Annotated in this window: 19 protein-coding genes; 6 read left to right on the top strand and 13 right to left on the bottom strand. The window is 71.9% G+C overall.

The genetic code is table 11. The annotated features are described in order from the left end of the window. Positions 1 to 44 precede the first annotated feature (44 nt). From MED15_RS00725 to MED15_RS00700, 6 genes are read right to left on the bottom strand one after another with little or no spacing between them, the layout of a single operon-like run. Complete coding sequence (locus MED15_RS00725; protein ID WP_112734556.1) at positions 45 to 560, bottom strand: NUDIX domain-containing protein; 516 nt, start codon at positions 558 to 560, stop codon at positions 45 to 47. A 59-nt stretch (positions 561 to 619) separates the two neighbouring features. Then, on the bottom strand, positions 620 to 1,261 hold the full coding sequence (locus MED15_RS00720) for an SRPBCC family protein (RefSeq protein ID WP_112734555.1): 642 nt from the start codon (positions 1,259 to 1,261) through the stop codon (positions 620 to 622). Further along, a complete protein-coding gene (locus MED15_RS00715) occupies positions 1,261 to 1,626 on the bottom strand; it encodes an ArsR/SmtB family transcription factor (protein WP_112590094.1) in 366 nt (121 codons plus the stop codon). The genes MED15_RS00720 and MED15_RS00715 overlap by 1 nt, the downstream gene beginning before the upstream one ends. A 28-nt stretch (positions 1,627 to 1,654) precedes the next feature. Continuing rightward, complete coding sequence (locus tag MED15_RS00710; protein ID WP_112734554.1) at positions 1,655 to 3,745, bottom strand: xanthine dehydrogenase family protein molybdopterin-binding subunit; 2,091 nt, start codon at positions 3,743 to 3,745, stop codon at positions 1,655 to 1,657. After that, positions 3,742 to 4,725, bottom strand: a complete 984-nt coding sequence (locus MED15_RS00705; RefSeq protein ID WP_112590100.1) for an FAD binding domain-containing protein — start codon at positions 4,723 to 4,725, stop codon at positions 3,742 to 3,744. The genes MED15_RS00710 and MED15_RS00705 overlap by 4 nt, the downstream gene beginning before the upstream one ends. Beyond that, positions 4,722 to 5,219: a 2Fe-2S iron-sulfur cluster-binding protein gene (locus MED15_RS00700; RefSeq protein WP_181518587.1), complete on the bottom strand. Its 498-nt coding sequence runs from the start codon at positions 5,217 to 5,219 to the stop codon at positions 4,722 to 4,724. Before MED15_RS00700 ends, MED15_RS00705 begins: the two co-directional genes overlap by 4 nt. A 126-nt stretch (positions 5,220 to 5,345) precedes the next feature. On the opposite strand from MED15_RS00700, the gene MED15_RS00695 reads away from it, so the two are divergent. Further along, a complete protein-coding gene (locus MED15_RS00695) occupies positions 5,346 to 5,954 on the top strand; it encodes a nucleotidyltransferase family protein (protein ID WP_244220319.1) in 609 nt (202 codons plus the stop codon). Here MED15_RS00695 and MED15_RS00690 read toward each other — a convergent pair. From MED15_RS00690 to MED15_RS00670, 5 genes are all read right to left on the bottom strand, one after another. Next, positions 5,914 to 6,582 (bottom strand): TMEM175 family protein, encoded by a 669-nt coding sequence (locus MED15_RS00690; protein ID WP_112590109.1) that lies wholly within the window; start codon positions 6,580 to 6,582, stop codon positions 5,914 to 5,916. The genes MED15_RS00695 and MED15_RS00690 overlap by 41 nt on opposite strands. Positions 6,583 to 6,691: 109 nt before the next feature. Further along, on the bottom strand, positions 6,692 to 8,068 hold the full coding sequence (locus MED15_RS00685) for a GH1 family beta-glucosidase (RefSeq protein ID WP_112603190.1): 1,377 nt from the start codon (positions 8,066 to 8,068) through the stop codon (positions 6,692 to 6,694). Between the two features lie 29 nt (positions 8,069 to 8,097). Continuing rightward, positions 8,098 to 8,937, bottom strand: coding sequence for a carbohydrate ABC transporter permease (locus tag MED15_RS00680; protein WP_091398610.1), 840 nt, complete (start codon positions 8,935 to 8,937; stop codon positions 8,098 to 8,100). Continuing rightward, positions 8,930 to 9,922 carry a carbohydrate ABC transporter permease gene (locus tag MED15_RS00675; RefSeq protein ID WP_112590114.1) on the bottom strand — a complete coding sequence of 331 codons (993 nt, stop codon included), beginning with the start codon at positions 9,920 to 9,922 and terminating at the stop codon, positions 8,930 to 8,932. The genes MED15_RS00680 and MED15_RS00675 overlap by 8 nt, the downstream gene beginning before the upstream one ends. Before the next feature lie 70 nt (positions 9,923 to 9,992). Continuing rightward, positions 9,993 to 11,291: an ABC transporter substrate-binding protein gene (locus MED15_RS00670; protein ID WP_112590117.1), complete on the bottom strand. Its 1,299-nt coding sequence runs from the start codon at positions 11,289 to 11,291 to the stop codon at positions 9,993 to 9,995. A gap of 235 nt (positions 11,292 to 11,526) precedes the next feature. On the opposite strand from MED15_RS00670, the gene MED15_RS00665 reads away from it, so the two are divergent. Both MED15_RS00665 and MED15_RS00660 read left to right on the top strand, forming a co-directional pair. Continuing rightward, the gene (locus MED15_RS00665) at positions 11,527 to 12,726 is read left to right on the top strand and encodes an ROK family transcriptional regulator (RefSeq protein WP_112603191.1); all 1,200 of its coding nucleotides are present in this window, start codon (positions 11,527 to 11,529) and stop codon (positions 12,724 to 12,726) included. Positions 12,727 to 12,952: 226 nt separating this feature from the next. Next, on the top strand, positions 12,953 to 15,589 hold the full coding sequence (locus tag MED15_RS00660; protein ID WP_112734553.1) for a discoidin domain-containing protein: 2,637 nt from the start codon (positions 12,953 to 12,955) through the stop codon (positions 15,587 to 15,589). A gap of 109 nt (positions 15,590 to 15,698) precedes the next feature. Here MED15_RS00660 and MED15_RS00655 read toward each other — a convergent pair whose 3' ends face one another. Beyond that, positions 15,699 to 17,009 (bottom strand): flavin monoamine oxidase family protein, encoded by a 1,311-nt coding sequence (locus tag MED15_RS00655; RefSeq protein WP_112734552.1) that lies wholly within the window; start codon positions 17,007 to 17,009, stop codon positions 15,699 to 15,701. Between the two features lie 183 nt (positions 17,010 to 17,192). Between MED15_RS00655 and MED15_RS00650 the strand changes: the two genes are divergently transcribed. Together MED15_RS00650 and MED15_RS00645 are read left to right on the top strand one after the other, a co-directional pair. Then, the gene (locus tag MED15_RS00650) at positions 17,193 to 17,549 is read left to right on the top strand and encodes a YciI family protein (RefSeq protein WP_112699355.1); all 357 of its coding nucleotides are present in this window, start codon (positions 17,193 to 17,195) and stop codon (positions 17,547 to 17,549) included. A gap of 2 nt (positions 17,550 to 17,551) precedes the next feature. Further along, a complete protein-coding gene (locus MED15_RS00645) occupies positions 17,552 to 18,772 on the top strand; it encodes an RNA polymerase sigma factor (protein ID WP_112590128.1) in 1,221 nt (406 codons plus the stop codon). Here the strand turns inward: MED15_RS00645 and MED15_RS00640 are convergent. Next, positions 18,726 to 20,387, bottom strand: a complete 1,662-nt coding sequence (locus tag MED15_RS00640) for a DUF885 domain-containing protein (protein ID WP_112734911.1) — start codon at positions 20,385 to 20,387, stop codon at positions 18,726 to 18,728. The genes MED15_RS00645 and MED15_RS00640 overlap by 47 nt on opposite strands. A gap of 235 nt (positions 20,388 to 20,622) precedes the next feature. On the opposite strand from MED15_RS00640, the gene MED15_RS00635 reads away from it, so the two are divergent. Continuing rightward, positions 20,623 to 21,756 (top strand): carboxylate-amine ligase, encoded by a 1,134-nt coding sequence (locus MED15_RS00635; protein ID WP_112603199.1) that lies wholly within the window; start codon positions 20,623 to 20,625, stop codon positions 21,754 to 21,756. Positions 21,757 to 21,763 lie beyond the last annotated feature (7 nt).

Genomic DNA, 21,763 nt, shown 5'->3' with positions numbered 1-21,763 from the left:
GTGTCGGCACAGTAAGTGCAAGATCGCGGGGTGGGGTGCAGGGATCAGGCGGGGTGGTTGGGGGTGAGGAAGTCGGCGAGTACCCGGGTGTGGGTGGAGAACGCCAGCTCGACCGGGTCGGTGAGCACCAGCCACTCGGTCGCCTCCTCGGTCGGCGCCGACGGTGGCAGGTCCTGGGCCGCCCGCTCGGGCAGCACTCCGAAGACCATCATCGTGCCGCCCGCCGGTGCGCCGTGCACCGCGAACAGGCGGGCGTCCTCGGCCGCCGCGATCAGGCCGGTCTCCTCCCGCAGCTCCCGCACGAGTGCGTCGGACCACTCCTCGCCGTACTCGATGAAGCCGCCGGGCAGCGCGAGCAGGCCGCGGGCCGGCTCGATGTCCCGGCGGACCACGACCACACCCAGGCCCTCGGCGGTGCGGACCGGCAGCACCGCGACCGCCACCGGCAGCGGGTTGCGCCAGACGGTCTCGCCGCAGACCGCGCAGACTCGCGGCCATCCGGCGGCCGACGGGTAGGCGGCGCCGCAGTAGGAGCAGTGCGAGTACGGCGTGCCGGTCATGCCGCAGCACGTTACTCCGACCCCCGCCCAGACCGTCGCGCCGCCGCCTCGTCCCGGGCTCAGGCTGCCGGGTCGCCCGTGTAGAAGGCGGTGGTGCGTTCGGCGGCGGCCTTCGCCTCGTCGGCGTCGGTGCCGGCGGCGATGCTCGCTTCGCACCACAATTGGTTGCTCAGCTCCATGGCCCGTCGTCCCTCGGCGGAGGCGGTCCACTCGGCGCCCTGCTCGGGGGTGATCCCGCTGCCGTCGCCGGCCAGGTGCGAGGCGAGGCCGAGCAGCCCGAGGTCCCAGCCGACGCCGACCGCGCCCGGCCCGAACTGGGCCCACCGGTCCTGGTCGACGTGCGCGATGTGGTCCAGGTCGAGGCGGGCCCGCTCGTCGCCGACGGGGGTGACCCGCACCTCGATCCAGCTCACCTCGCCGCCCATTTCCCAGGTGGCGGTGAAGCGGTGCGGCGGCTCACAGCTCTCGACGGTGCCGTGGGCGTTGCCCTGGAGCTGGTACGTGCCACCCAGCCGCAGGTCACCGGAGATCGGAAGGAACCAGCGCGGGATGCGCTCGGCGCTGGTGCAGGCGTCCCACAGATCCTCGGCCGTCGCCTGGTAGGTCTGGCTGATCGTGGTGACCCGCGCCTCACCGGCTTCCAGGGTGCGGCTGCCGACCTTCCGCTGGACGGCGTTGATCTGCTCGGTGGCGTCGAACATCAGGTGTTCCTCTCGTCGGGTTTGTCGGCGGGCCCGCGCAGCCGACGCTCGCGTCGGCCCCGGGCCAGCTCGGTGGCGAGTGCCGCCAGGGGTGGGGTCCAGAACCGGCGGAAGTGCTCCAGCCAGCCGTCGACCTCGCGCAGTGGGCGTGGGTCGACCGCGTAGAGCCGCCGGGTGCCCTCCGGCCGCACGGTGGCGAAGCCGTTGTCGCGCAACACCTTGAGGTGCTGGGACACGGCGGGCTGGGAGATGCCGAACTCCTCGCGGATGACCGCGCTGACCGCGCCAGCGGTCTGCTCGCCACCGGCGAGCAGTTCCAGGATGCGGCGCCGGACCGGATCGCCCAGCACGTCGAAGGCGTGCACGACGACAGTTGTATCACTGACGGCTTATTTAAGCCAAGTCTGATACTCCGATAAGCTTGTCCAGCCGGATCGGCAGTTCCCGGATCCGTACGCCGGTCGCGTGGTGCACCGCGTTGGCGACCGCCGCCGCGGCGCCGACGATGCCGATCTCGCCGAGGCCCTTCACCCCGGCCGGGTTCAGCTCGTCGTCCCGCTCGTCCAACCAGTACGCCTCGATGGACTCCACATCCGCGCAGCCGGTGATGTGGTAGGTGGCCAGGTCGTGGTTGACCCAGTCGCCGTACCGCTCGTCGAGCACGCCTTCCTCGTGCAGCGCCATCGACAGCCCCATCGTCATGCCGCCGATGAGCTGACTGCGCGCCGTCGTCGGGTTCACCACCCGCCCCGCCGCGAACACCCCGAGCATCCGATTCAGCCGTACCTCGCCGGTGTCCGCGTCGACCCGCACCTCGACGAAGTGCGCCCCGTACGCGTACCGGGGCAGCGCCGGCTGCCCACCCACCTCCTCGGTGGTGTCCGCCTCGGCGGTCACCTCGCCGGTCGGCGGCCCGCCGTCGCGCAGTTTCTCGCGCAGCGCCTGCGCGGCGCGTATCACCGCCCAGCTCCAACTGGCGGTGCCCATCGAGCCCCCGGCCACCGGCGCGGTCGGCAGGATGGTGTCGCCGATGTGGATCTCCACCCGCTCCGGCGGCACACCGAGCGCGTCGGCGGCCACCTGCCAGATCGCCGTCCGGGCGCCGGTGCCGATGTCGGTGGCGTTGATCTGGACCAGGAAGCTTCCGTCGGGGCGGGCGGTGGCTCTGGCCGACGACGGCCGGGCGCGGGCCGGGTAGCTCGACCCGGCCACCCCCGTGCCGACCAGCCAGCGCCCGTCGCGCCGGGCGCGGGGCGTCGGGTCCCGGTCCGCCCAGCCGAACCGCTGTGCGCCCTCGCGCAGGCAGGCCACCAGGTTGCGGCTGGTGAACGGGCGCCCCTGGTCGGGGTCGACAGCCGTGTCGTTGCGGATGCGCAACTCCACCGGGTCCATGCCGACGGCGATGGCCAGCTCGTCCACCGCCGACTCCAGGGCGTACGCGCCGGGGCACTCCCCGGGGGCGCGCATCCAGAACGGCGTGGGCACGTCGAGGCGGACCAGCCGGTGCGTGGTGCGGCGGTGCGGTGCCGCGTACATGCTGCGGGTGTAGACGGCGGTCTGCTCGGCGAACTCGCGGATGGTCGAGGTCTGGCTGATCGCGTCGTGGCAGATGGCGGTGAGCCGGCCGTCGGTGTCGGCGGCGAGGCGGACCCGCTGGATGGTGGGGGTGCGGTAGCCGACCGGCCCGAACAGTTGCTGGCGGGTCAGCGCCAGCTTCACCGGGCGGTCCACGTGCCGGGCCGCCAGGGCGGTCAGCACCACCGCGGCCTTGGCGTAGCCCTTGCTGCCGAAACCGCCGCCGACGTGCTCGGTCACGACCCGCACCGACTCCGGAGACACCTCGAACAGCTCTGCGAGGGTGGCCCGCACCGACGACGCGCCCTGGTTGGAGTCGTGCACCAGCAGCCGTCCGTCGTGCCACTGCGCCGTCGTGGCGTGCGGTTCCATCGGGTTGTTGTGGTACGCCGGGGTGCGGTACGTGGCGTCCACCCGCACCGGGGCGGCCGCGTACCCGGCGTCGAAGTCGCCCTCGGCGGTGTCCGTCGGATAGCTGGGGTTGACCTGGTCCGGCTTGTACAGGCCGGGATGGTCGTCGGTGAGCACTGTGCTGTGCGGGCCGGTGTCGTAGTCGATGCGGACCAGTCGGGCGCCCTCACGGGCCGCCTCCAGGCTGGTGGCCACCACCACGGCGACGTACTGCCCCCGGTAGTGCACGGTCGGCTCCTGCAACAGCCGCAGCTCCGGCTGCGGGCCGGGCGCCATCCGGGGCGCGTTGCCGTGGTGCACCACGGCCAGCACACCGGGCGACGCCAGCGCGTCCGTCGTGTCGATCCGGGTGATCCGGCCCCGCACCACCGCCGACGGCACCGCCCAGCCGTAGGTGACCCCGTCCACCGGGTACTCCACCGCGTACCGGGCCGTGCCGGTGACCTTCGCCGGGCCCTCCAGCCGGGGGTACGCCCGTCCGACCGCCCCGGTGCTCACGACGACGCCAGTTCGCTGAGCGCCCGCACGGTGATGGCCCGGGTCAGTGGCAGCTTGAAGCCGTTGTGTCGTAACGGGCGCGCCTCGGCCAGCTCCGCGTCGGCGGCCCGTGCCGCCAGCTCCGGGCTGAACTGACGACCGCGCAGCTCCTGCTCGGCCCGGTACGCCCGCCACGGCCGGTGCGCCACCGCCCCGTACGCCAGCCGCACGTCGCGAACCACGTCCCCGTCGAGGTCCAGCACCGCGGCCACCGAGCCGACGGCGAAGGCGAACGAGGCCCGGTCGCGCACCTTGAGGTACGTCGAGCGGCGCGCGGCCGGTAGGGGCGGCAGCCGTACGGCGGTGATCAGCGCGCCCCGGGTCACTGTGGTCTCCCGTTCCGGCTGGGTGCCGGGGGAGCGGTAGAAGTCGGCGATCGGGACGTCACGGGGGCCGTCGGCCTCGTGCACCTCCACCACCGTGTCGAGGGCGGCCAGCGCGACGGCCAGGTCGGACGGGTGGGTGGCCACGCACTGCTCGGACCAGTCCAGCACGGCCAGGTCGCGGTTCTGGCCGTGCAGAGCGGCGCAACCGCTGCCCGGCTCTCGCTTGTTGCACGCCTTGCCGGTGTCCTGGAAGTAGACGCAGCGGGTGCGCTGCAACAGGTTGCCGCCGGTGGTGGCCATGTTGCGCAGCTGTCCGGAGGCGGCGGCGAGCAGGGCGCGGGCCAGCACCGGGTAGTCGCGGCGTACCACCGGGTGGGCAGCGAGGTCGCTGTTGCGGACTGTCGCGCCGATCCGCAGCCCACCGTCGGGCAGCCCCTCGACGGTGTCGAGTGGAAGCCGGGTCACGTCCACCAGCACGTCGGGGCGTTGCACCCCGAGCTTCATGAGGTCCACCAGGTTGGTTCCGCCGCCCAGGTAGGCGGCCTGCGGTTCGGCCGCCAGCACGGCGACCGCGTCGGCCACGTCGGCGGGCCGGTGGTAGCGGAACGCCTTCACGAGGACGCCGCCGTCTCGCGCACGGCCGCGACGATGTGCGGGTACGCGGCGCAGCGGCACAGGTTGCCGGCCATCCGCTCGCGAATCTCCGCGTCGGTCAGCTCGGCGGGCGTGTTCAGGTCGTCGGTGACAGCGCTGGGCCAACCTCGGGAGACCTCGTCGAGCATGCCGCGGGCGGAGCAGAGCTGCCCGGGGGTGCAGTAGCCGCACTGGAACGCGTCGTGCGCGATGAAAGCGGCCTGCAACGGAGACAGCTCGTCCGGACCCGCCAGTCCTTCGACTGTCACCACCGACCGGCCGTCCACGGTGACCGCGAAGACCAGGCAGCTCTTCACCCGGCGGCCGTCGAGCAGCACCGTGCAGGAGCCGCACTGGCCGTGGTCGCAGCCCTTCTTCGCCCCGGTCAGGTCGAGATGCTCGCGCAGCGTGTCGAGCAGGGTGGTGCGGTTGTCCAGGGTCACCGCACGGGACGCGCCGTTGACCTCGACCGTCACCCGGGACGAGTGGCGCTCGTCGATCGTCGTCGCGTTCTCTCCTCCGCCCTGCACCGGCCCAGACTAGCTTTGTCGGTATATCTCAGGGCGAATAACGCAAAGCCCTTCGTACGGGAGGTGACGACGGTGACCGCCGGACTGTTGCTCGCCGCCGGCGCCGGGCGGCGCTACGGCCGACCGAAGGCGCTGGTGGAGCTGGACGGCGAGCCGCTGGTGCGGCGCGCGGTCCGGCTGCTCGGCGACGGCGGCTGCGCACCCGTGCACGTGGTGCTCGGCGCGGGCGCCGACGAGATGCCCGACCTGCCCGGCGCCGTGCCGGTCCGGCACGACCGCTGGTCCAACGGGTTGGGCTCGTCGCTGCTGCGGGGCCTGGCCTCGCTGCCGGCCGACGTACCGGCCGCCGTCGTGGTCCTCGTGGACCAGCCGCTGCTCAGCCCGGTCGCGGTGCGCCGGGTGCGCACTGCGTACGCCGACGGCGCGGTCGTCGCGGTCGCCACCTACGCCGGCCGGCGCGGGCACCCGATCCTGCTGACTCGACGAACCTGGCCGCTCCTGAGCGGGTATGCCCTCGGCGACCGGGGCGCTCGCGACCTGCTGCGCGACCGGCCGGATCTGGTGGTCGAGGTGCCCTGTGACGACGTCGGGTCCCCGGCCGACGTGGACACCCCGGCCGACCTGCTCCGACTCCGCCCGCTCAGCGGCGGGTCAGCCAGCGGGGCAGCCCCTCGCTGGTGACCGCGTGATAGGTGATCATGACGATGACGCCGATCAGGCCCAGCAGCGGGCTGACGAACCAGCCGAGCAGACCGCTGAGCCCGTACAGGATCAGGCCGGTGACCGGTCGCAGCCGCTGCGTACGCACGTACTCGGGGCTGACCCGACGCTCCAGCAGTGCCGGGTGGCGGTGCAGGTAGCCGAAGAACACCAGCCAGGGGGCCGACATCAGGGCCGCGGCCAGCGCGTACAGGGCGACGGCCGCGCGTTGGTCGTCGGTGTCGCCGTGGGTGAACGCGGACGCCAGCACCGCGGTGGGGAAGGGAATGATCACCGCGCCGAAGAGCACACCGAGGTTGATCCAGCTCAGCGTGAGCGTGGTGCCTCGGATCAGCCGCAGCAGCGCGTGGTGGTTGAGCCAGAGCACCCCGATGTAGACGAAGGACACCACGAAGGCCAGGTAGGAGGCGCCCTCGCCGAGCAGGCCGGTGAGGAGTTCGCCCTCGTGGTACTCGGGCACCCGTAGCTCGATGACCAGCAGCGTGATGACGATGGCGAAGACGCCGTCGCTGAAGGCCGTCATCCGGTCGGTGGCGGAGACTCGCCCCTTGGGGTCGGGCTGCTCGACCTCGTCGGGTGCTGCGGACATTGCCGCAGGCTAGCCACTCGGCGACGCGGTCGGTGGCGGTTTCGTCCGATCCGGACGGGAACGGCCGCCCGGGGTCGAAACCCCGGGCGGCCGCTCGCACCGCCCCCGTTCAGGCCACCGGCGTCGCGCTGCCGGTGGTGCGGGCGAGCCGCTGGTGGGCGCGGATCAACTCGGCGTAGCGCAGACCGCTCGCCTTCACCGTCCGGCGCTGGGTGGCGTAGTCGACGTGCACCAGCCCGAAGCGCTTGTCGTAGCCGTACGCCCACTCGAAGTTGTCCAGCAGCGACCAGACGAAGTAGCCGTCCAGGGGAACCCCTCGGGCCACCGCCGACGCGCACGCGGCCAGGTGCTGCTCCAGGTGGTCGGTGCGTTCCTTGTCCTCCACCGTGCCGTCCGGGGTGACCTCGTCCGACCACGCCGAGCCACTCTCGGTGACGATGATCCGGCCCGGCCGGTACTCCTCGTGCACGTCGACGAGCAGCCGCTCCAGACCCGCCGGGTACATCTCCCAGCCCATCGCGGTCTCCACCGAGCCGGGCACCGGCACCTGCCGGGCGTACGGGGCCGGACCGGTCGGGTCGTCGACCACCAGTTGGCGGAAGTAGTAGTTCACCCCGAGGAAGTCCGTCGGCGTGGCGATCACCGCCAGGTCGCCGTCGCGTACCGGCGGCTCGACGCCGTAGGTGGCGATCATGTCGGCCGGGTACCCGCGCCCGTGGATGGGGTCCAGCCACCACCGGTTGACGTGCCCGTCGGCCCGGCGGGCCGCCGCGACGTCCTCGGGTCGGTCGGTCGCCGCCTCGATCGGGCTGAGGTTGACCACCAGACCCACCGAGGGCGGGCGGGTCGCGTTGGCGCGGATCGCCTGGGTGGCCAACCCGTGCCCGAGCAGCACGTGGTGCGAGGCGTGCACCGCACGGGTGAGGTCCCGCTCGCCGGGGGCCATGTTGCCCTCCAGGTGCCCGATCCAGCACACGCAGAGCGGCTCGTTGACGGTGCACCAGTCGGCGACCCGGTCACCGAGGCGGGCGGCGACCACCGCCGCGTAGTCGGCGAACGCCTCGGCGGTGGCGCGCTCCGGCCAACCACCCCGGTCCTGAAGGACCTGCGGCAGATCCCAGTGGTAGAGCGTGACGAACGGCCGGATCCCGTCGGCGAGCAACGTGTCGACGAGCCGGTCGTAGAAGTCCAGCCCGGCGGCGTTGACCCGCCCGACGCCGTCGGGCATGACCCGGGGCCAGGCCACCGAGAAACGGTACGCGTCCACGCCGAGTCGGCGCAGCAGCGCCAGGTCCTCCGGCCACCGGTGGTAGTGGTCGCACGCCACCGCGCCGGTGTCGCCGTTGTCGACGTTGCCGGGGGTCGCCGAGAAGGTGTCCCAGATGGACGGCGCCCGGCCGTCGACGTCGACGGCCCCCTCGATCTGGTACGCCGCCGTGGCGACACCCCAGAGGAAGTCGGGTGGCAGCTTGGACAGGTCGGGCACGGGTCGGTTCTCCTCTGGGGTTGGATGACTCACTTGACCGCGCCGGCGGTGAGGCCGGCGACGAAGTAGCGCTGCAGGGCCAGGAACCCGACGACGACCGGGATGCTGACCACCAGCGAGGCGGCCATGATCTGGTTCCAGTAGACGTTGAACTGGGTGGAGTAACCCTGCAGGCCGACGGCCAGGGTGCGGCTGCCCTCGTCGGTCATCACCGACGCGAAGAGCACCTCACCCCACGCGGTCATGAACGCGTACACGGTGACCGCGACGACGCCGGGCACGGCGGCCGGCAGGATGACCTGGAACAGGGTGCGCAGCGGACCGGCGCCGTCGACCTGCGCCGCCTCGTCCAGACCCCGGGGGATCGAGTCGAAGTAGCCGACCAGCATCCAGATCGAGAACGGCAGCGAGAAGGTCAGGTACGTGATGACCAGGCCGGTACGGCTGGCGTACAGCTCGATGCCGGTGGCGTTGCCCAGGTTGACGTAGATGAGGAACAGCGGCAGCAGGAACAGGATGCCGGGGAACATCTGCGTGGACAGCACCGTCACCGAGAAGACACCGCGACCGCGGAACCGGTACCGGCTCACCGCGAACGCGGCGAAGATGGCCACCGCCACCGAGCAGACCGCCGCGATGCTCGACACCACCAGGCTGTTCACCAGGTACCGGGCCAGCGGCACGGTGCTCCACATGTCGATGAACGGTTGCAGGGTGGGTCGGCTGGGCCACCAGGTGAAGCCGTTCTGCACGTCCTGCAACGGCTTGGCCGCCGAGGTGACCATCACGTAGAGCGGGATGACGACGAAGAGGGTGAGCAGGGTCAGCACGATGCGCCGGCCCCAGCGCTCACCGGCGGTCTCACGCATGGTCGTCCCTCCGACGGTTGGTGATCAGCAGGTACGCGGCCGAGACGACCAGCAGGAACAGCAGCAGCGCCACCGACATCGCCGACCCGGAGCCGAAGTCCCAGGTCTTGAAGGAGCTGCGGTAGATGTGGATGGAGATCAGGTCGGCCTGCTCCGGCGCGGAGCCGCCGAACAGCACGAACGGGGTGTTGAAGTCGTTGAACGTCCACAGGAACAGCACCAGCAGCAGCACCAGGTTGACCGGCCGCAGCATCGGCAGGGTGACCGAGCGCAGCCGGCGCCAGAACCCGGCGCCGTCGATGGCGGCGGCCTCGTACAGCTCGCCGGGCACGTTCTGCAACCCGGCCATCAGGCACAGGAACGCGAACGGCCAGTTACGCCAGACCGACACGACCAGCAGCGACCAGAAGCTGTTGTCGCCGATCAGCCAGAAGGGCCGTTCGTTCATCAGCCCGAGCTGGTCCACGAGCACGTGGTTGACCAGGCCGGTGTCGCGTTGCAGCAGGAAGCTCCAGGTGATCACGGCGGCGTAGACCGGCAGCGCGTACGGGGTGAGGAACAGCGCCCGCAGGATCGCCCGTCCACGGAACGGCCGTTGCAGGACGACCGCCGCCGAGATGCCGAGCAGCCAGGCGAACCCGACCGAGAGCAGGCTGTAGGCCAGGGTGATCCAGAACGAGTGCAGCAGTTCCTTGCCGGCGGCGCTGTTCAGGTCGAGCGTCGCCCGGTAGTTCTCCAGCCCGATGAAGGGCGCTGTGGACCAGTCGCGGATGTGGAACTGGGTCAGCTCCAGCAGGCTCATCCAGACCCCGACGACCATGGGGATCACGTGGATGGCGAGTTCCAGCACGATGGCCGGTGCGAGCAGCAGGTACGGCAGGAGCGAGCGGCGGGGGCCGCGGGGCCGGCGGGCCGGCCCCCGGGTCGGCGACCCGGCCCGGGGTTCGCGCCGGTCGGCGTCCGGCGCGGTGGTGCTGGTTGCCATCGGGGTCCTCTCGGAGGCGGTGGCCGTGGCCGGGCTCAGCGCCCGACCACGGCCACCGGTGACGCCTGGGTCAGCGCATCTTCTGCTGCGCGTCGGTCAGCTTGGCCTTCACCGACGCCTCGGTGACCGGCTTGCCGCTGGCCGCGTCGGCGAACAACTCCTTCATCGCGGTGCCGACCAGGGTCTCGAAGGTGCTCTCATCGGGCACCTGCGGCAGCGGGGCCGCGGTGGTGACCAGGGTCTCCTGGATGGTCTTCTGCTCCGTGGCACTGAACGCCGGGTCGGAGGCCGCGGTCTTCACCGCAGGCAGCGAGCCGTACGTCTTGTTGAGGATTGTCTGCTCCTCGTCGCTGGTCATGAACTTGACGAAGCTCAGCGCGCCGTCCTTGTTCTTGGTGTGCTTGAAGACCGCCATGTTGATCCCGGCGACCATGCTGTTGACCTTCTTGCCGCCGGCCGGCGGGCTGGCCAGGAACGGCACCGGGGCCACCCCGTACGCGTCGGCGGGCATGTTCTGCGTCTTCAGGTTCGACCCGGCGGACTGCCACAGCAGCATGGCGGCCTTGCCGTTGGCGAAGTCGGAGACCGACTGGTTCTGCGCGTACTCGGCGTTGCTCGGGTTGGTGATCTTGTCGGCGGCCATGAAGTCGATGTACCGCTTGATCGCCGAGACGTTCTGCGGGGTGTCGAAGGTCGGCTTGCCGGCCGAGTCGAACCACTCGCCGCCGTACTGCTGGCTGAAGGTGAAGGCGTGGTGGGCGTTCTCCGACGGGTTGGCACCCTCGATCGCCAGGCCCCACTTGCCGCCGGTGCTCAGCTTCTTGCCGTACTCGGCGAGCTGCTCCCAGGTGGTCGGCGGCGCGGTGATGCCGGCGTCGGCGAACGACTTCTTGTTGTAGTACAGGCTGTACGCCATGCTGTAGAGCGGCACGGCGGCCGGCGGTTTGCCGGGGGCGCCGGCGGCGGCGAGCGCGGCGGGCACGATCCGGTCCTTGCCGCCGACGGCCTGCAGGGCGGCGTCGTCGAACTCGACCAGCGCGCCGGTGGCCTGCAACGACGCCGACCAGGTGTTGCCGATGTTGACCACGTCCGGGCCCTTGCCGGAGGCGGCGGCGGCCAGCAGGCGGTTGAGCAGATCCGACCAGGGGACCACCTCGACGGTGACCTTGATCCCGGTCTGCTTCTCGAACTTGTCCAACTCCGGCTGGAGGATGGTCTTGTCGGCCTCCAGGCTGGCGCCCTGGTTGCTGGCCCAGTAGGTGAGCGTCTTGGGCGATGCGGCGGAGTCGTCGCCGGAGCCTCCGCAGGCGGTCAGCGAGGCGGCCGCCAGTACGGCGGCGGTGAATATCCCGAGGTGTCGTCTCGACACGGGTCAGCCCTTCCGGTGCGTGGTGGGGGTCCGCCGGCCTTCGTCACCGATAGGGGTCGGGCGACGGGGGCCGGCTGCGGACAGGGTTCGGGGGTGCGCCGTCGGGGTCCGTCGGCGTTTCCCGGGAGTTACATCACGGCTTAAATTATGTCGTCATTAAAGTTGCTGGCTGGTGGGTCGTCAAGCACGAGGCGGTTACAGTCGCCTCGAACGGCCGACGGGAACGAGGTGACGAGTGGAGCTGGCGCGAGCCACCAACCGCAGCGTGCGGTTGCGCAACCGGTCCGCCCTGCTGACCAAGCTCTTCCTGGACGGCCCGCTCACCCGGCAGGACCTGGTGCGCAGCACCGGGCTGAGCCAACCTGCGGTCAGCAACGTGGTGGCCGACATGATCGACGAAGGGCTGGTCGTCGAGGCCGGCGCCGCCGAGTCCGACGGCGGCCGGCCCAGCATGCTGCTGCGGATCGCGCCCCGCTTTGCCTTCCTGATCGGCGTGGACGTCGGCGAGACCCGGGTCCGGGTGGAGCTGTTCGACTTCGCGATGACCCTGCTGGCCAGCGTCGAGTACCCGCTCGACCCGGCCCGCACCGAGCCCGACCTGGTGGCCGGGCACGTGCTGGCCGGCATCGAGGCGGTCACCGGCCAGGCCGGGGTGGCCCCCGGCGACGTGCTCGGCGTCGGCATCGGCGTCTCCGGCGTGGTGGAGCAGGGCGCCGAGGCCGTCGTGCACGCCCAGGCTCTCGGCTGGGACGGGGTGCCGCTGGAGCGTCTGATCGGCGCCGGCACCGACCTGCCACTGCACATCGACAACGGCGCGAAGACCCTCGGTCAGGCCGAGATGTGGTTCGGCGCCGGCCGGGGCGCCCGGCACGCCGTCTTCGCGTTGGTCGGCTCCGGGGTGGGCGCGTCGGTGGTGACCAACGGCGCCACCTATCGGGGCGCGTCCAGCAGCGCGGGGGAGTGGGGGCACACCACGCTGGTGTACGGCGGCCGGGTCTGCCGGTGCGGCGCGCGCGGGTGCCTGGAGGCGTACGTGGGGGCGGAGGCGATCATCGACCGCTACCGGGAGGCGCGCCGGGGTCGACCGGTGCCGGGCGAGGACGAGGAGTCCCAGATCGCCGCGCTGGTCGCCGCCGCCGAGACCTCGGCCACCGCCCGACGCGTGCTGGAGGACACCGCCGGCTACCTCGGCGCCGGGGTGGCCAACCTGATCAACCTGTTCAACCCGGAGCGCGTGGTGCTCGGCGGCTGGGCGGCGATGGCCCTCGGCGACCTGCTGCCGGCCGTGCGGGAGGCGGCAGGCCGGCAGGCGCTACGCCAGCCGTACGAGCAGGCGTCGATCGAGTTGTGCCGGCTCGGGGTGGACGCGGTGGCGCTGGGCGCGGCAACCCTCCCGATCGCCCGCTTCCTCACCGAGGGTGGCGTCCGCCGCTGAGCGGGGACGACTGCGGCGCCGTCGGCAAATTACCCAAAAAGAATCCTCGGGATAAATAACGAAGTTATAGATCGATGTCTTGACGCCGTCGCAATCTCGCCGCAACACTCCTACGAGAGCGCTCTCCGACCCGCGACGCCGCATCGGCGGCACCACCCACGGCGCCACGGGGCGAGCCGATCCCATCCGCGCGGCACCCCCCGTACCCCTATCGACAGGCGATGTCATGACATCTCGTGCAACATCCGTACGCCCGCGTCCTCGACGCGCCGTCCGGCACCTGCTCGTCGGGCTCACCGTGGCCCTGGTCGCGGCGCTCACCCCGACCGGTGCCACCGCGCCCGCGCAGGCCGCGCCCACCCTGCTGTCCCAGGGCCGCCCAGCCACCGCCTCGTCCAGCGAGAACGCCGGCACCCCGGCCTCCGCGGCCGTCGACGGCAACACCGGCACCCGCTGGGCCAGCGCGTTCAGCGACCCGCAGTGGCTCCAGGTCGACCTGGGCGCCCGGGCCACCATCAGCCAGGTCAACCTGCTCTGGGAGGGCGCCTACGGCCGGGCCTTCCAGCTCCAGACCTCCGACGACGGTGCCACCTGGACGACGATCTACTCGACCACCACCGGCACCGGTGGCACCCAGAACCTCACCGTCACCGGCGCCGGCCGCTACGTACGGATGAACGGCACCGCCCGGGGCACCGGCTACGGCTACTCGCTCTGGGAGTTCCAGGTGTACGGCGAGACCGGCGGCACCACGCCGACCTGCGGCAGCACCAACGTCGCGCAGGGCAGCCCGGCGACCGCCTCGTCCAGCCAGGACGCCGGCCTCGCGGCATCCGCGGCGGTCGACGGCAACACGGGCACCCGCTGGGCCAGCACCGCCAGCGACCCGCAGTGGCTGCGCGTCGACCTCGGCAGCACCCGCACCATCTGCCGGGTGGTGCTCACCTGGGAGGCCGCGTACGCCCGGGCCTTCCAGCTCCAGACCTCGGCCGACGGGTCCACCTGGACCACGATCTACTCCACCACCACGGCCACCGGCGGCACGCAGTCCCTCACCGTCACCGGCAGCGGGCGCTACCTGCGGATGTACGGCACCGCGCGGGGCACCGCCTACGGCTACTCGCTCTGGGAACTGGCGGTGAACACCACCGGCGGCGGGACCGGCGAGCCCCCGGTCGACACGACCGACCCGCGCAATCCGAACCTCGGGCCGAACACGTTCGTCTTCGACCCCAGCACCCCGACGTCGACCATCCAGACTCGACTGAACACTCTCTTCACCCAGCAGGAGACCAACCAGTTCGGCCCGCAGCGCTACGCGGTGCTGTTCAAGCCCGGCAACTACACCGCCGACGTCAACCTCGGCTTCTTCACCCAGGTCGCCGGCCTCGGCATGAGCCCCGACGACGTCAACCTCAACGGCCACGTGCGTGCCGAGGCGTTCTGGTTCGGCGGCAACGCCACCCAGAACTTCTGGCGGGCCGCCGAGAACCTGTCGGTCACCCTGCCCGCCGGGCAGACAGTGGAGCGCTGGGCGGTGTCCCAGGCGGCGCCGTACCGGCGGATGCACCTGCGCGGCGCGCAGAACCAGATCCAGCTCTGGAACGGCGGCGACGGCTGGTCCAGCGGTGGCCTGATGGCCGACACCCGCATCGACGGCCTGGTCGTCTCCGGCTCGCAGCAGCAGTGGTACTCCCGCAACAGCGAGTTCGGCAACGGCTGGACCGGCTCGGTGTGGAACATGGTCTTCCAGGGCGTCAACGGCGCTCCCGCGCCGAGCTTCCCCAACCCGTCGCACACCGTCATCCCGCAGACCCCGCAGGTCCGGGAGAAGCCGTTCCTGTACGTCGACGGCACCGGTGAGTACCGGGTCTTCGTGCCGGCGCTGCGCACCAACTCGACCGGAACCAGCTGGTACAACAAGACCCCGGCCGGCTCGTCCATCTCGCTGTCGCAGTTCTACGTGGTCCAGCCCGGCACCAGCGCCGCCACCATCAACGCGGCCCTCGCCCAGGGGCGGCACCTGCTCTTCACCCCGGGCGTGCACCGCGTCACCGAGCCGATCCAGGTCAACCGGGCCGACACTGTCGTCCTCGGTCTCGGCCTGGCCACCATCCAGGCCGACAACGGTGCGGTGGGCATGCGGGTGGCCGATGTGGACGGCGTGAAGGTGGCCGGCATCATGTTCGAGGCCGGCACGACGAACTCGCCGGTGCTGATGGAGGTCGGGCCGTCCGGCTCGTCCGCGAGTCACGCCACGAACCCGACCTCGCTGCACGACGTGTTCTTCCGCATCGGGGGGCCGCACGTCGGCAAGGCCACCAACACGCTGACGGTCAACAGCGACAACGTGATCGGCGACCACATGTGGCTGTGGCGGGCTGACCACGCCGCCAGCGGCGTACCGACCGGCTGGACGCTGAACACCGCCGACACCGGGCTCACCGTCAACGGCGACAACGTCACCATGTACGGCCTCTTCGTCGAGCACTACCAGAAGTACCAGACCATCTGGAACGGCAACGGCGGCCGGACGTACTTCTACCAGAACGAACTGCCGTACGACCCGCCCAACCAGGCAGCCTGGATGAACGGGTCGACCCGGGGCTACGCCGCGTACAAGGTGGCCGATTCGGTGACCAGCCACCAGGCGTTCGGGCTGGGCAGCTACAGCTACTTCAACGTCAATCCCGCCGTCGTGGAGGAGCGGGCCTTCGAGGTGCCCAACAACCCGAACGTGCGCTTCACCAACATGGTCACCGTCTCGCTCGGTGGCGTCGGAACCATCAACCGGGTGATCAACAACGCCGGTGGCACCGCGAACGCGGCCAACCAGCAGGTGTACCTGACCACCTACCCCTGACCGGGGCACCCGCGTCGGCCCGATCCTCCGGGACCGGGTCGGCCGGGTAGCACCCAGGGCCGTGGCCGGCCCGGTCCCGCCGAGACCGGGCCGGCTGCGGTCGTGCCGCTCAGCCGGCCAGCACCTCGGCCGCCGCCCGTTCACCGGCGCGCACCGCGCCCTCCAGGTAGCCACTCCAGCGGGTCGCCGTCTCGGTGCCCGCCCAGTACACCCGCCCCACCGGCGTCCGCAGGTGCGGGCCGTACGTCCGCCACGTGCCCGGGGTGAGCGCACCGGAGAAGCAGCCCCGGGTCCACTCGTCGACCGACCAGTCGTACTCGACGAGATCCACCGGGTCCTCGGCTCGTGGCCCGACCACGCTGGCGAACGCTTCCAGCAGGCATCGTCGACGCCGCCCGGGGGACATGCCGCGCAGCGTGGCGGCGTCCGTGGAGTAGCTGAACCCGGTCAGCACCCCGAGCGGCGAGGTCGGGGTGGAGTTGTCGACCGTCTCGGTGAGCGGACCGGCGCTGCTGGTGGCCACCCCGGAGCGCCCGTCGGCACGCCAGAACGGCTCCGCGTAGACGGCGTGCACCTTCAGCGCCGAACCCATCGGCATGCGCTGGGTGAGCCCGTCACGCAGCGGAGGCAGCGGCGGGTCGTACCGGATCCGGCCGGCCAGTGCCGGGGCCAGCGCGACCACCACGGCGTCGCCGTCAACGGGCCCGGTGTCGGTCCACGCCGTCGCACCGTCGACGGTCTGTTCGATGGCCCGCACCGGCGCGGCCAACGTCAGCGTGCCCGGCGGCAGAGCGGTGGCCATCCGTTCGGCCAGCGCCGGCGGCCCGCCCACGATCCGGTCCTGCTGCGCGCCGCCAGCCATCCCCAGCAACGGCCCGGTCCCGCCGGCGCTGCGCAGGTAGAACAGCAGGTGCAACAGGGACAGCTCGTCCGCACCGGTGGCCAGCAGCCCGCCGGCGAGCACCCGCCCCAGGTAGTCGGCGGTGTCGTCGTCCCCGGCCGTGGCGGCGAGCCAACCGCCGAGGGTCGTCCGGTCCCACAGTGCGGCCTCCGGCGTCGCCCAGGGTGCGGCCGGGTCCAGACGTGCCGCGTACTCGTCGAGCAGACCGAGCACCCGGCCCACCTGCGCCGGCGGCTCGGCCCGGCGCTCACCGGCCCAGAGCACTGTGGTCGCGCCGACCGATGCCGAGGCGAAGGTGGCCAGCCCGTGCTCGGCGACCAACCCGTACATCCGGTCCTGGGTCGGCCCGATCCACTGCGCCCCCAGGTCGAGTTGCGTGAGCTCGGGCAGCCAGCGGCTCAACACCCGACCGCCCACCCGGTCGCGGGCCTCCAGCACCCGCACCTGGGCACCGGCGCGGCTCAGCGCCAACGCGGCCGCGAGACCGGAGAAGCCGGCGCCGACCACGATCACGCGCATACCGTCGACCACACCGCGGTCTACCCACAACGGCCGCAGCCATGACTACCGGCCCCGGTCACGGCACACACCGGGGCCGGGTCGGCCGCCGAGAATTTTCCGCCGGCCTGTCGATCTGGGCGGCGGCCGATCGTGTGGAGGATGAGAGGTCGGCGACGGGCCGGCCGTCCGTGAGGAGGAACAATGACGCGCTACCTGCTCAGCATCCACCAGCCGCAGGGTGAGCTGCCGCCGGAGCCGGAGTTCCTGGCCGGGGTGATGCGTCAGCTCGGCGAGCTGCGCGACGAGTTGGCGTCCACCGGGTCGTGGGTCTTCGGGCAGGGCCTGCACGGCCCGGAGACCGCCACCGTGCTGCGTCCCCGCGACGGCGAGGTGCTCATCACCGACGGACCGTTCGTGGAGGGCAAGGAGTACCTCGGCGGCATCACCATCATTGACGTGCCGGACCTGGACGCCGCCCTGCACTGGGGTCGCCGTTACGCGTTGGCCACCACCCTGCCGATCGAGGTGCGCCCCTTCCAGGGCGGGGCCGGCAACTGACAGTGCCCGACGTGGAGGCGGTGTTCCGCGCCGAGTACGGCCGCGCGGTCGCCGTCCTGGTTCGCCTCCTCGGCGACATCGACCTCGCCGAGGAGGCCGTCCAGGAGGCCTTCGTCGTCGCGGTGGCGCGCTGGCCGACGACCGGCCTGCCGCCCAGTCCGGCCGGCTGGATCATCACCACGGCCCGGCACCGGGCGATCGACCGGCTGCGCCGCGACGCGTCCCGGGTCGACCGGCACGCCCAGGCGACTCTGTTGTTCGCCGCCGACAGTCCCGTCGAGGAGGGACCGGTGCACGACGACCGGCTACGGCTGATCTTCACCTGCTGCCATCCGGCGCTCGCCCCGAACACCCGGGTCGCCCTCACCCTGCGGCTGCTCGGCGGACTGAGCACCGCCGAGATCGCCCGAGCCTTCCTGGTGCCGGAGCCGACCATGGCGCAGCGGCTGGTCCGCGCCAAGTCGAAGATTCGCAACGCGGGGATCCCGTACCGCGTGCCCCGCGACGCCGACCTGCCCGACCGGCTGCACGCGGTTCTCGCGGTGCTCTACCTGATCTTCAACGAGGGGTACACGGCCAGCGCCGGCCCGCACCTGGTCCGCGCTGAGCTGTGCGCCGAGGCGATCCGGTTGACCCGGCTGCTGGTCGAGCTGATGCCGGACGAGCCGGAGGCGCTCGGTCTGCTCGCCCTGATGCTCCTGACCGAAGCCCGCCGGGCAGCGCGGACCAACGCCGAGGGTCAGCTGGTGGCGCTGCCGAGCCAGGACCGGGCCCGGTGGGACGCCGAGCTGATCACCGAGGGGCAGGCGCTGGTGCGTCGCTGCCTGCGCCGCGACCGGCCGGGCCCGTACCAGATCCAGGCCGCGATCGCCGCCGTGCACAGCGCCGCGCGACACGCCCCCGACACCGACTGGGCCCAGATCCTTCAGCTGTACGACCAGCTGACGGTCGTCGCCCCCAGCCCGGTGGTGGCGCTGAACCGGGCCGTCGCGCTCGCCGAGGTGTCCGGTGCGGCGGCGGCGCTGACCGAGGTGGACCGCCTCGAACTGGTCGGCTTCCACGTCTACCACGTGGTCCGCGCCGACCTGCTGGCTCGGCTCGGCCGGCGCGGGGAGGCCGTCGAGGCGTACCGGACGGCCGTCGCCCTGACGCACAACGCGGCCGAACGGGCCTTTCTCACCGCACGCGCGACCGCCCTGAGCGCGCGTCTACCACCGGGGTAGGCCGGAAATCGAGGGAAGCTGTCAACTGATCCAAGCCCAGTGAACCCAGCTCCAGGGCCTGGCGATGGAATGCGCGCCGGTCGCCGGGGAAGGACGAGCGGCCTGCCAGCCACACGCGCTCACCCACCTTGTAGGCCAGCGCCTGCCCTGGCCGGCCCAGGTAACGCGCGAGTTCGGCGGATGCGTACGGCCCTTGATGGCAGCGGTCCTGCAACAGCTTCAGCGCCGCGTCCGCCGTCCACACGGCTCCATCGCCAGATGGCATCGGCAGTCGCAGGTGCAGGCCGATGTCGAGCACGACCCGCGCGGCGCGCAGCAGCTGCATGTACAGGTACCCCAGTCGAGCACCCGGCTGTTCGTAGAACCCGAGCTCGTCCATGAACCGCTCGGCGTACAGTGCCCAGCCCTCCTGGCTGCCGGAAAGGCCGCCGAGCAGGTTGAGCCTCCGCCCGAGGCCTCCGCGGCAGACCTCGGAGCCGAGGTGGAGGTGGTGGCCGGGAATGCCCTCGTGATAGGCGGTGCTGTAGGCGTACCAGGTGGGGAAACTCGCTGCGTCCTCGGGAATGGACCACCAGACCCGGCCCGGCCGCGTCAGGTCCCGCGACGGCCCGGTGTAGGCAATGCCGGACGACGTGGTCAACCGTGACTCGATGCACCGCAGCGGGGCGGGGATGTCGAAGTGCACGCCGTCCAGCCGCTCGGCGGCAGCCTCCAACAACTCCTGCAGCCACGCGGCGAACGACTCCCTGCTGTGCAGGGTGCCGGGTGCGTCGGGGCTGGCGAGCCGGGCAAGCACCTCTGGCACGCCCCCGCCCAGGGCCTTCGCTTCCGCGATCAGTTCTGCCTCTGTCGCTCTGAACTCGTCCCAGCCCCAGTCGTACAGCTCACGCAAATCAGGCTGCGCCGCGAGGAAGGTACGCACCCAGAGTGCGTACCGCTGCTGGCCGAACGCCTCCTCCTCGACGGCCTGTGGGGCCAGGTCCGCGGTCAGCATCCCAGCCAGTTTCTGGTACGCCTCTCGCGCGTCCGTCGCTGCGGCCTGCAACGACGCCCGCTGACGCCCTTCGCCGTAGCGGTCCACCAGGGCGACATCGTCGTCGATCCAGTTGCGGCAGCGCTGCGTGACGAGCTCCACTTGACGCCGCGTCGGCAGATTGCCGTGCTCTGCGGCGAGTACGAGGCTGCGGGCATACCCGTCCAGGGCGGCGGGGATCGCGGCTATGCGCGCACCGACACGAGCCCAGGCCTCCTCGAAGGCCGCGCCCTCGGCACCGGGGCCGGGAACGGTGGCCTCGACGGCCTGGCGGATGAGCTGGAGCGGACCGGTGGCGGCCGCGTGCAGTTCTCGCAGGTCCTCCCCGGCGTCGTGGAAGGCGATACGCGTGTGCAGCCGTTCGGCGAGGTGGGCGTGCAGCGGGCCCGCAGCCGGCAGTGCGTCGCCCAAGCTCTCGAGCTCGCACAGGGCGCGGACTGCGAGGTCGGCGCGGGCCTGGTGGCCCTCCGGGCTGTAGTCGGTAAGCCCGTCGACATCCTGCTCGCCAGCCTCGACGACCGCTGTGCAGGGGTCGAGGCTGGCCATGTCACAGAGGAGCCGATCCGCGAAATCCTCGATCACGGGGGCCATGCTAGGGCCTTGGCCTGGTCTGCCGTGGTGCGAGCCGCATCGATCGCGGTGGCCCGGCTCGGTCGGGACGCGGAGGCCGTCGAAGTACCGGACGGCCGTCGCCTTCACGGACAACGCCGCCGAACAGGCCTTCCTCACCGCCCGCGCGGCGGCCCTCAGCGCGTGTTTGTCATCGGGGTAGGCCGGGAACCCGAGGCACCGCCGCAGCAGGGGATGGGGAGGGGCCATGGCGTACCGCCGGACCGTCGTCGACACCGCGCCCGACCTGTCCACCCTCACGCTCGGCGTGGAGGAGGAGTACCTGCTGCTCGACCCGGACAGTGGCCGGAACCTGCCGGTCGCCGACCAGGTGCTCGCCGCGCTGCGCGGCCCCGCCCGGGACCAGAGCCGCCAGGAGTTCCGGCACAGCATGGTGGAGATGGTCACCCCGGTCTGCGCCGACCTCACCGAACTGCGCGCGCACCTGGTGGCGCTGCGCCGCTCCGCCGCGGAGGCCGCCACGGCGGCCGGGGCCCGGTTGGTGGCGGTCGGCGCCACCCCGGTGGCCGAACCGCACCGGACGGTCCCCGACGAACCGCGCTACCACGCGATGTCGCGCCGGTACGGGCCGGTGGCGCACGACCCGGCGGTGTGTGGCTGCCACGTGCACGTCGGGCTGCCCGACCGGGAACTGGCCGTGCAGGTCTGCAACCACCTGCGGGTGTGGCTGCCGGTGGTGCAGGCGATAACCACCAACTCTCCGCTGCACGACGGGTACGACACCGGGCACGCCAGTTGGCGCTCGATGCAGTTGGAACGCTGGCCCAGTATCGGTCCGACGCCGTACTTCGCCTCCGTCGCCGACTACGACCGCACTGTCGACGAGTTGATCGCCGCCGGCATCATGCTCGACGCGGCGATGGTCTACTGGTACGCCAGGCCGTCGTCGATGTACCCCACGGTGGAGGTGCGGGTCGGTGACGTCTGCACCGAGGTGGACGACGCGGTGCTGGTCGCCGCGCTGGTCCGGTCCCTCGTGGCCACCCTCGCCGACGACGTACGCGCCGGGGTGACCGCCCCGGACGTCCGGGACTGCCTGGTCGCCGCGGCGCACTGGCGGGCCGCCCACGACGGTCTCGACGGCGAGCTGATCGACCTGCGTGCCGGCGGGACCCGCCCCGCCTGGGCGCTCGTCGACGAGCTGATGGCGGTGATCGCGCCGGCCCTGCTGCGCCACGGCGACCTCGGGTACGTGCTGGCGCAGCTCGCCCGGCTGCGCCGCGACGGCACCGGTGCGATGCGGCAGCGACAGGTGCTGGACCGCGCCGGGGACCTGCGCGCGGTCCTCGACGACCTGATCACCCGCACCGCCGCCAACTGACCGCCCG

This window comes from Micromonospora noduli, from assembly GCF_003264475.1.
Classification (GTDB): Bacteria; Actinomycetota; Actinomycetes; order Mycobacteriales; family Micromonosporaceae; genus Micromonospora; species Micromonospora noduli.
Note: the sequence above shows the minus strand (reverse complement) of the source record. Positions and strands in the feature narration are given on the sequence as shown.

Coding starts and splice junctions, on each gene's coding strand:
- MED15_RS00690 (WP_112590109.1), bottom strand. CDS start 6,582: ATGTCCGCAGCACCCGACGAGGTCGAGCAGCCCGACCCCAAGGGGCGA.
- MED15_RS00725 (WP_112734556.1), bottom strand. CDS start 560: ATGACCGGCACGCCGTACTCGCACTGCTCCTACTGCGGCGCCGCCTAC.
- MED15_RS00635 (WP_112603199.1), top strand. CDS start 20,623: ATGGCGTACCGCCGGACCGTCGTCGACACCGCGCCCGACCTGTCCACC.
- MED15_RS00720 (WP_112734555.1), bottom strand. CDS start 1,261: ATGTTCGACGCCACCGAGCAGATCAACGCCGTCCAGCGGAAGGTCGGC.
- MED15_RS00675 (WP_112590114.1), bottom strand. CDS start 9,922: ATGGCAACCAGCACCACCGCGCCGGACGCCGACCGGCGCGAACCCCGG.
- MED15_RS00655 (WP_112734552.1), bottom strand. CDS start 17,009: ATGCGCGTGATCGTGGTCGGCGCCGGCTTCTCCGGTCTCGCGGCCGCG.
- MED15_RS00650 (WP_112699355.1), top strand. CDS start 17,193: ATGACGCGCTACCTGCTCAGCATCCACCAGCCGCAGGGTGAGCTGCCG.
- MED15_RS00660 (WP_112734553.1), top strand. CDS start 12,953: ATGACATCTCGTGCAACATCCGTACGCCCGCGTCCTCGACGCGCCGTC.
- MED15_RS00680 (WP_091398610.1), bottom strand. CDS start 8,937: ATGCGTGAGACCGCCGGTGAGCGCTGGGGCCGGCGCATCGTGCTGACC.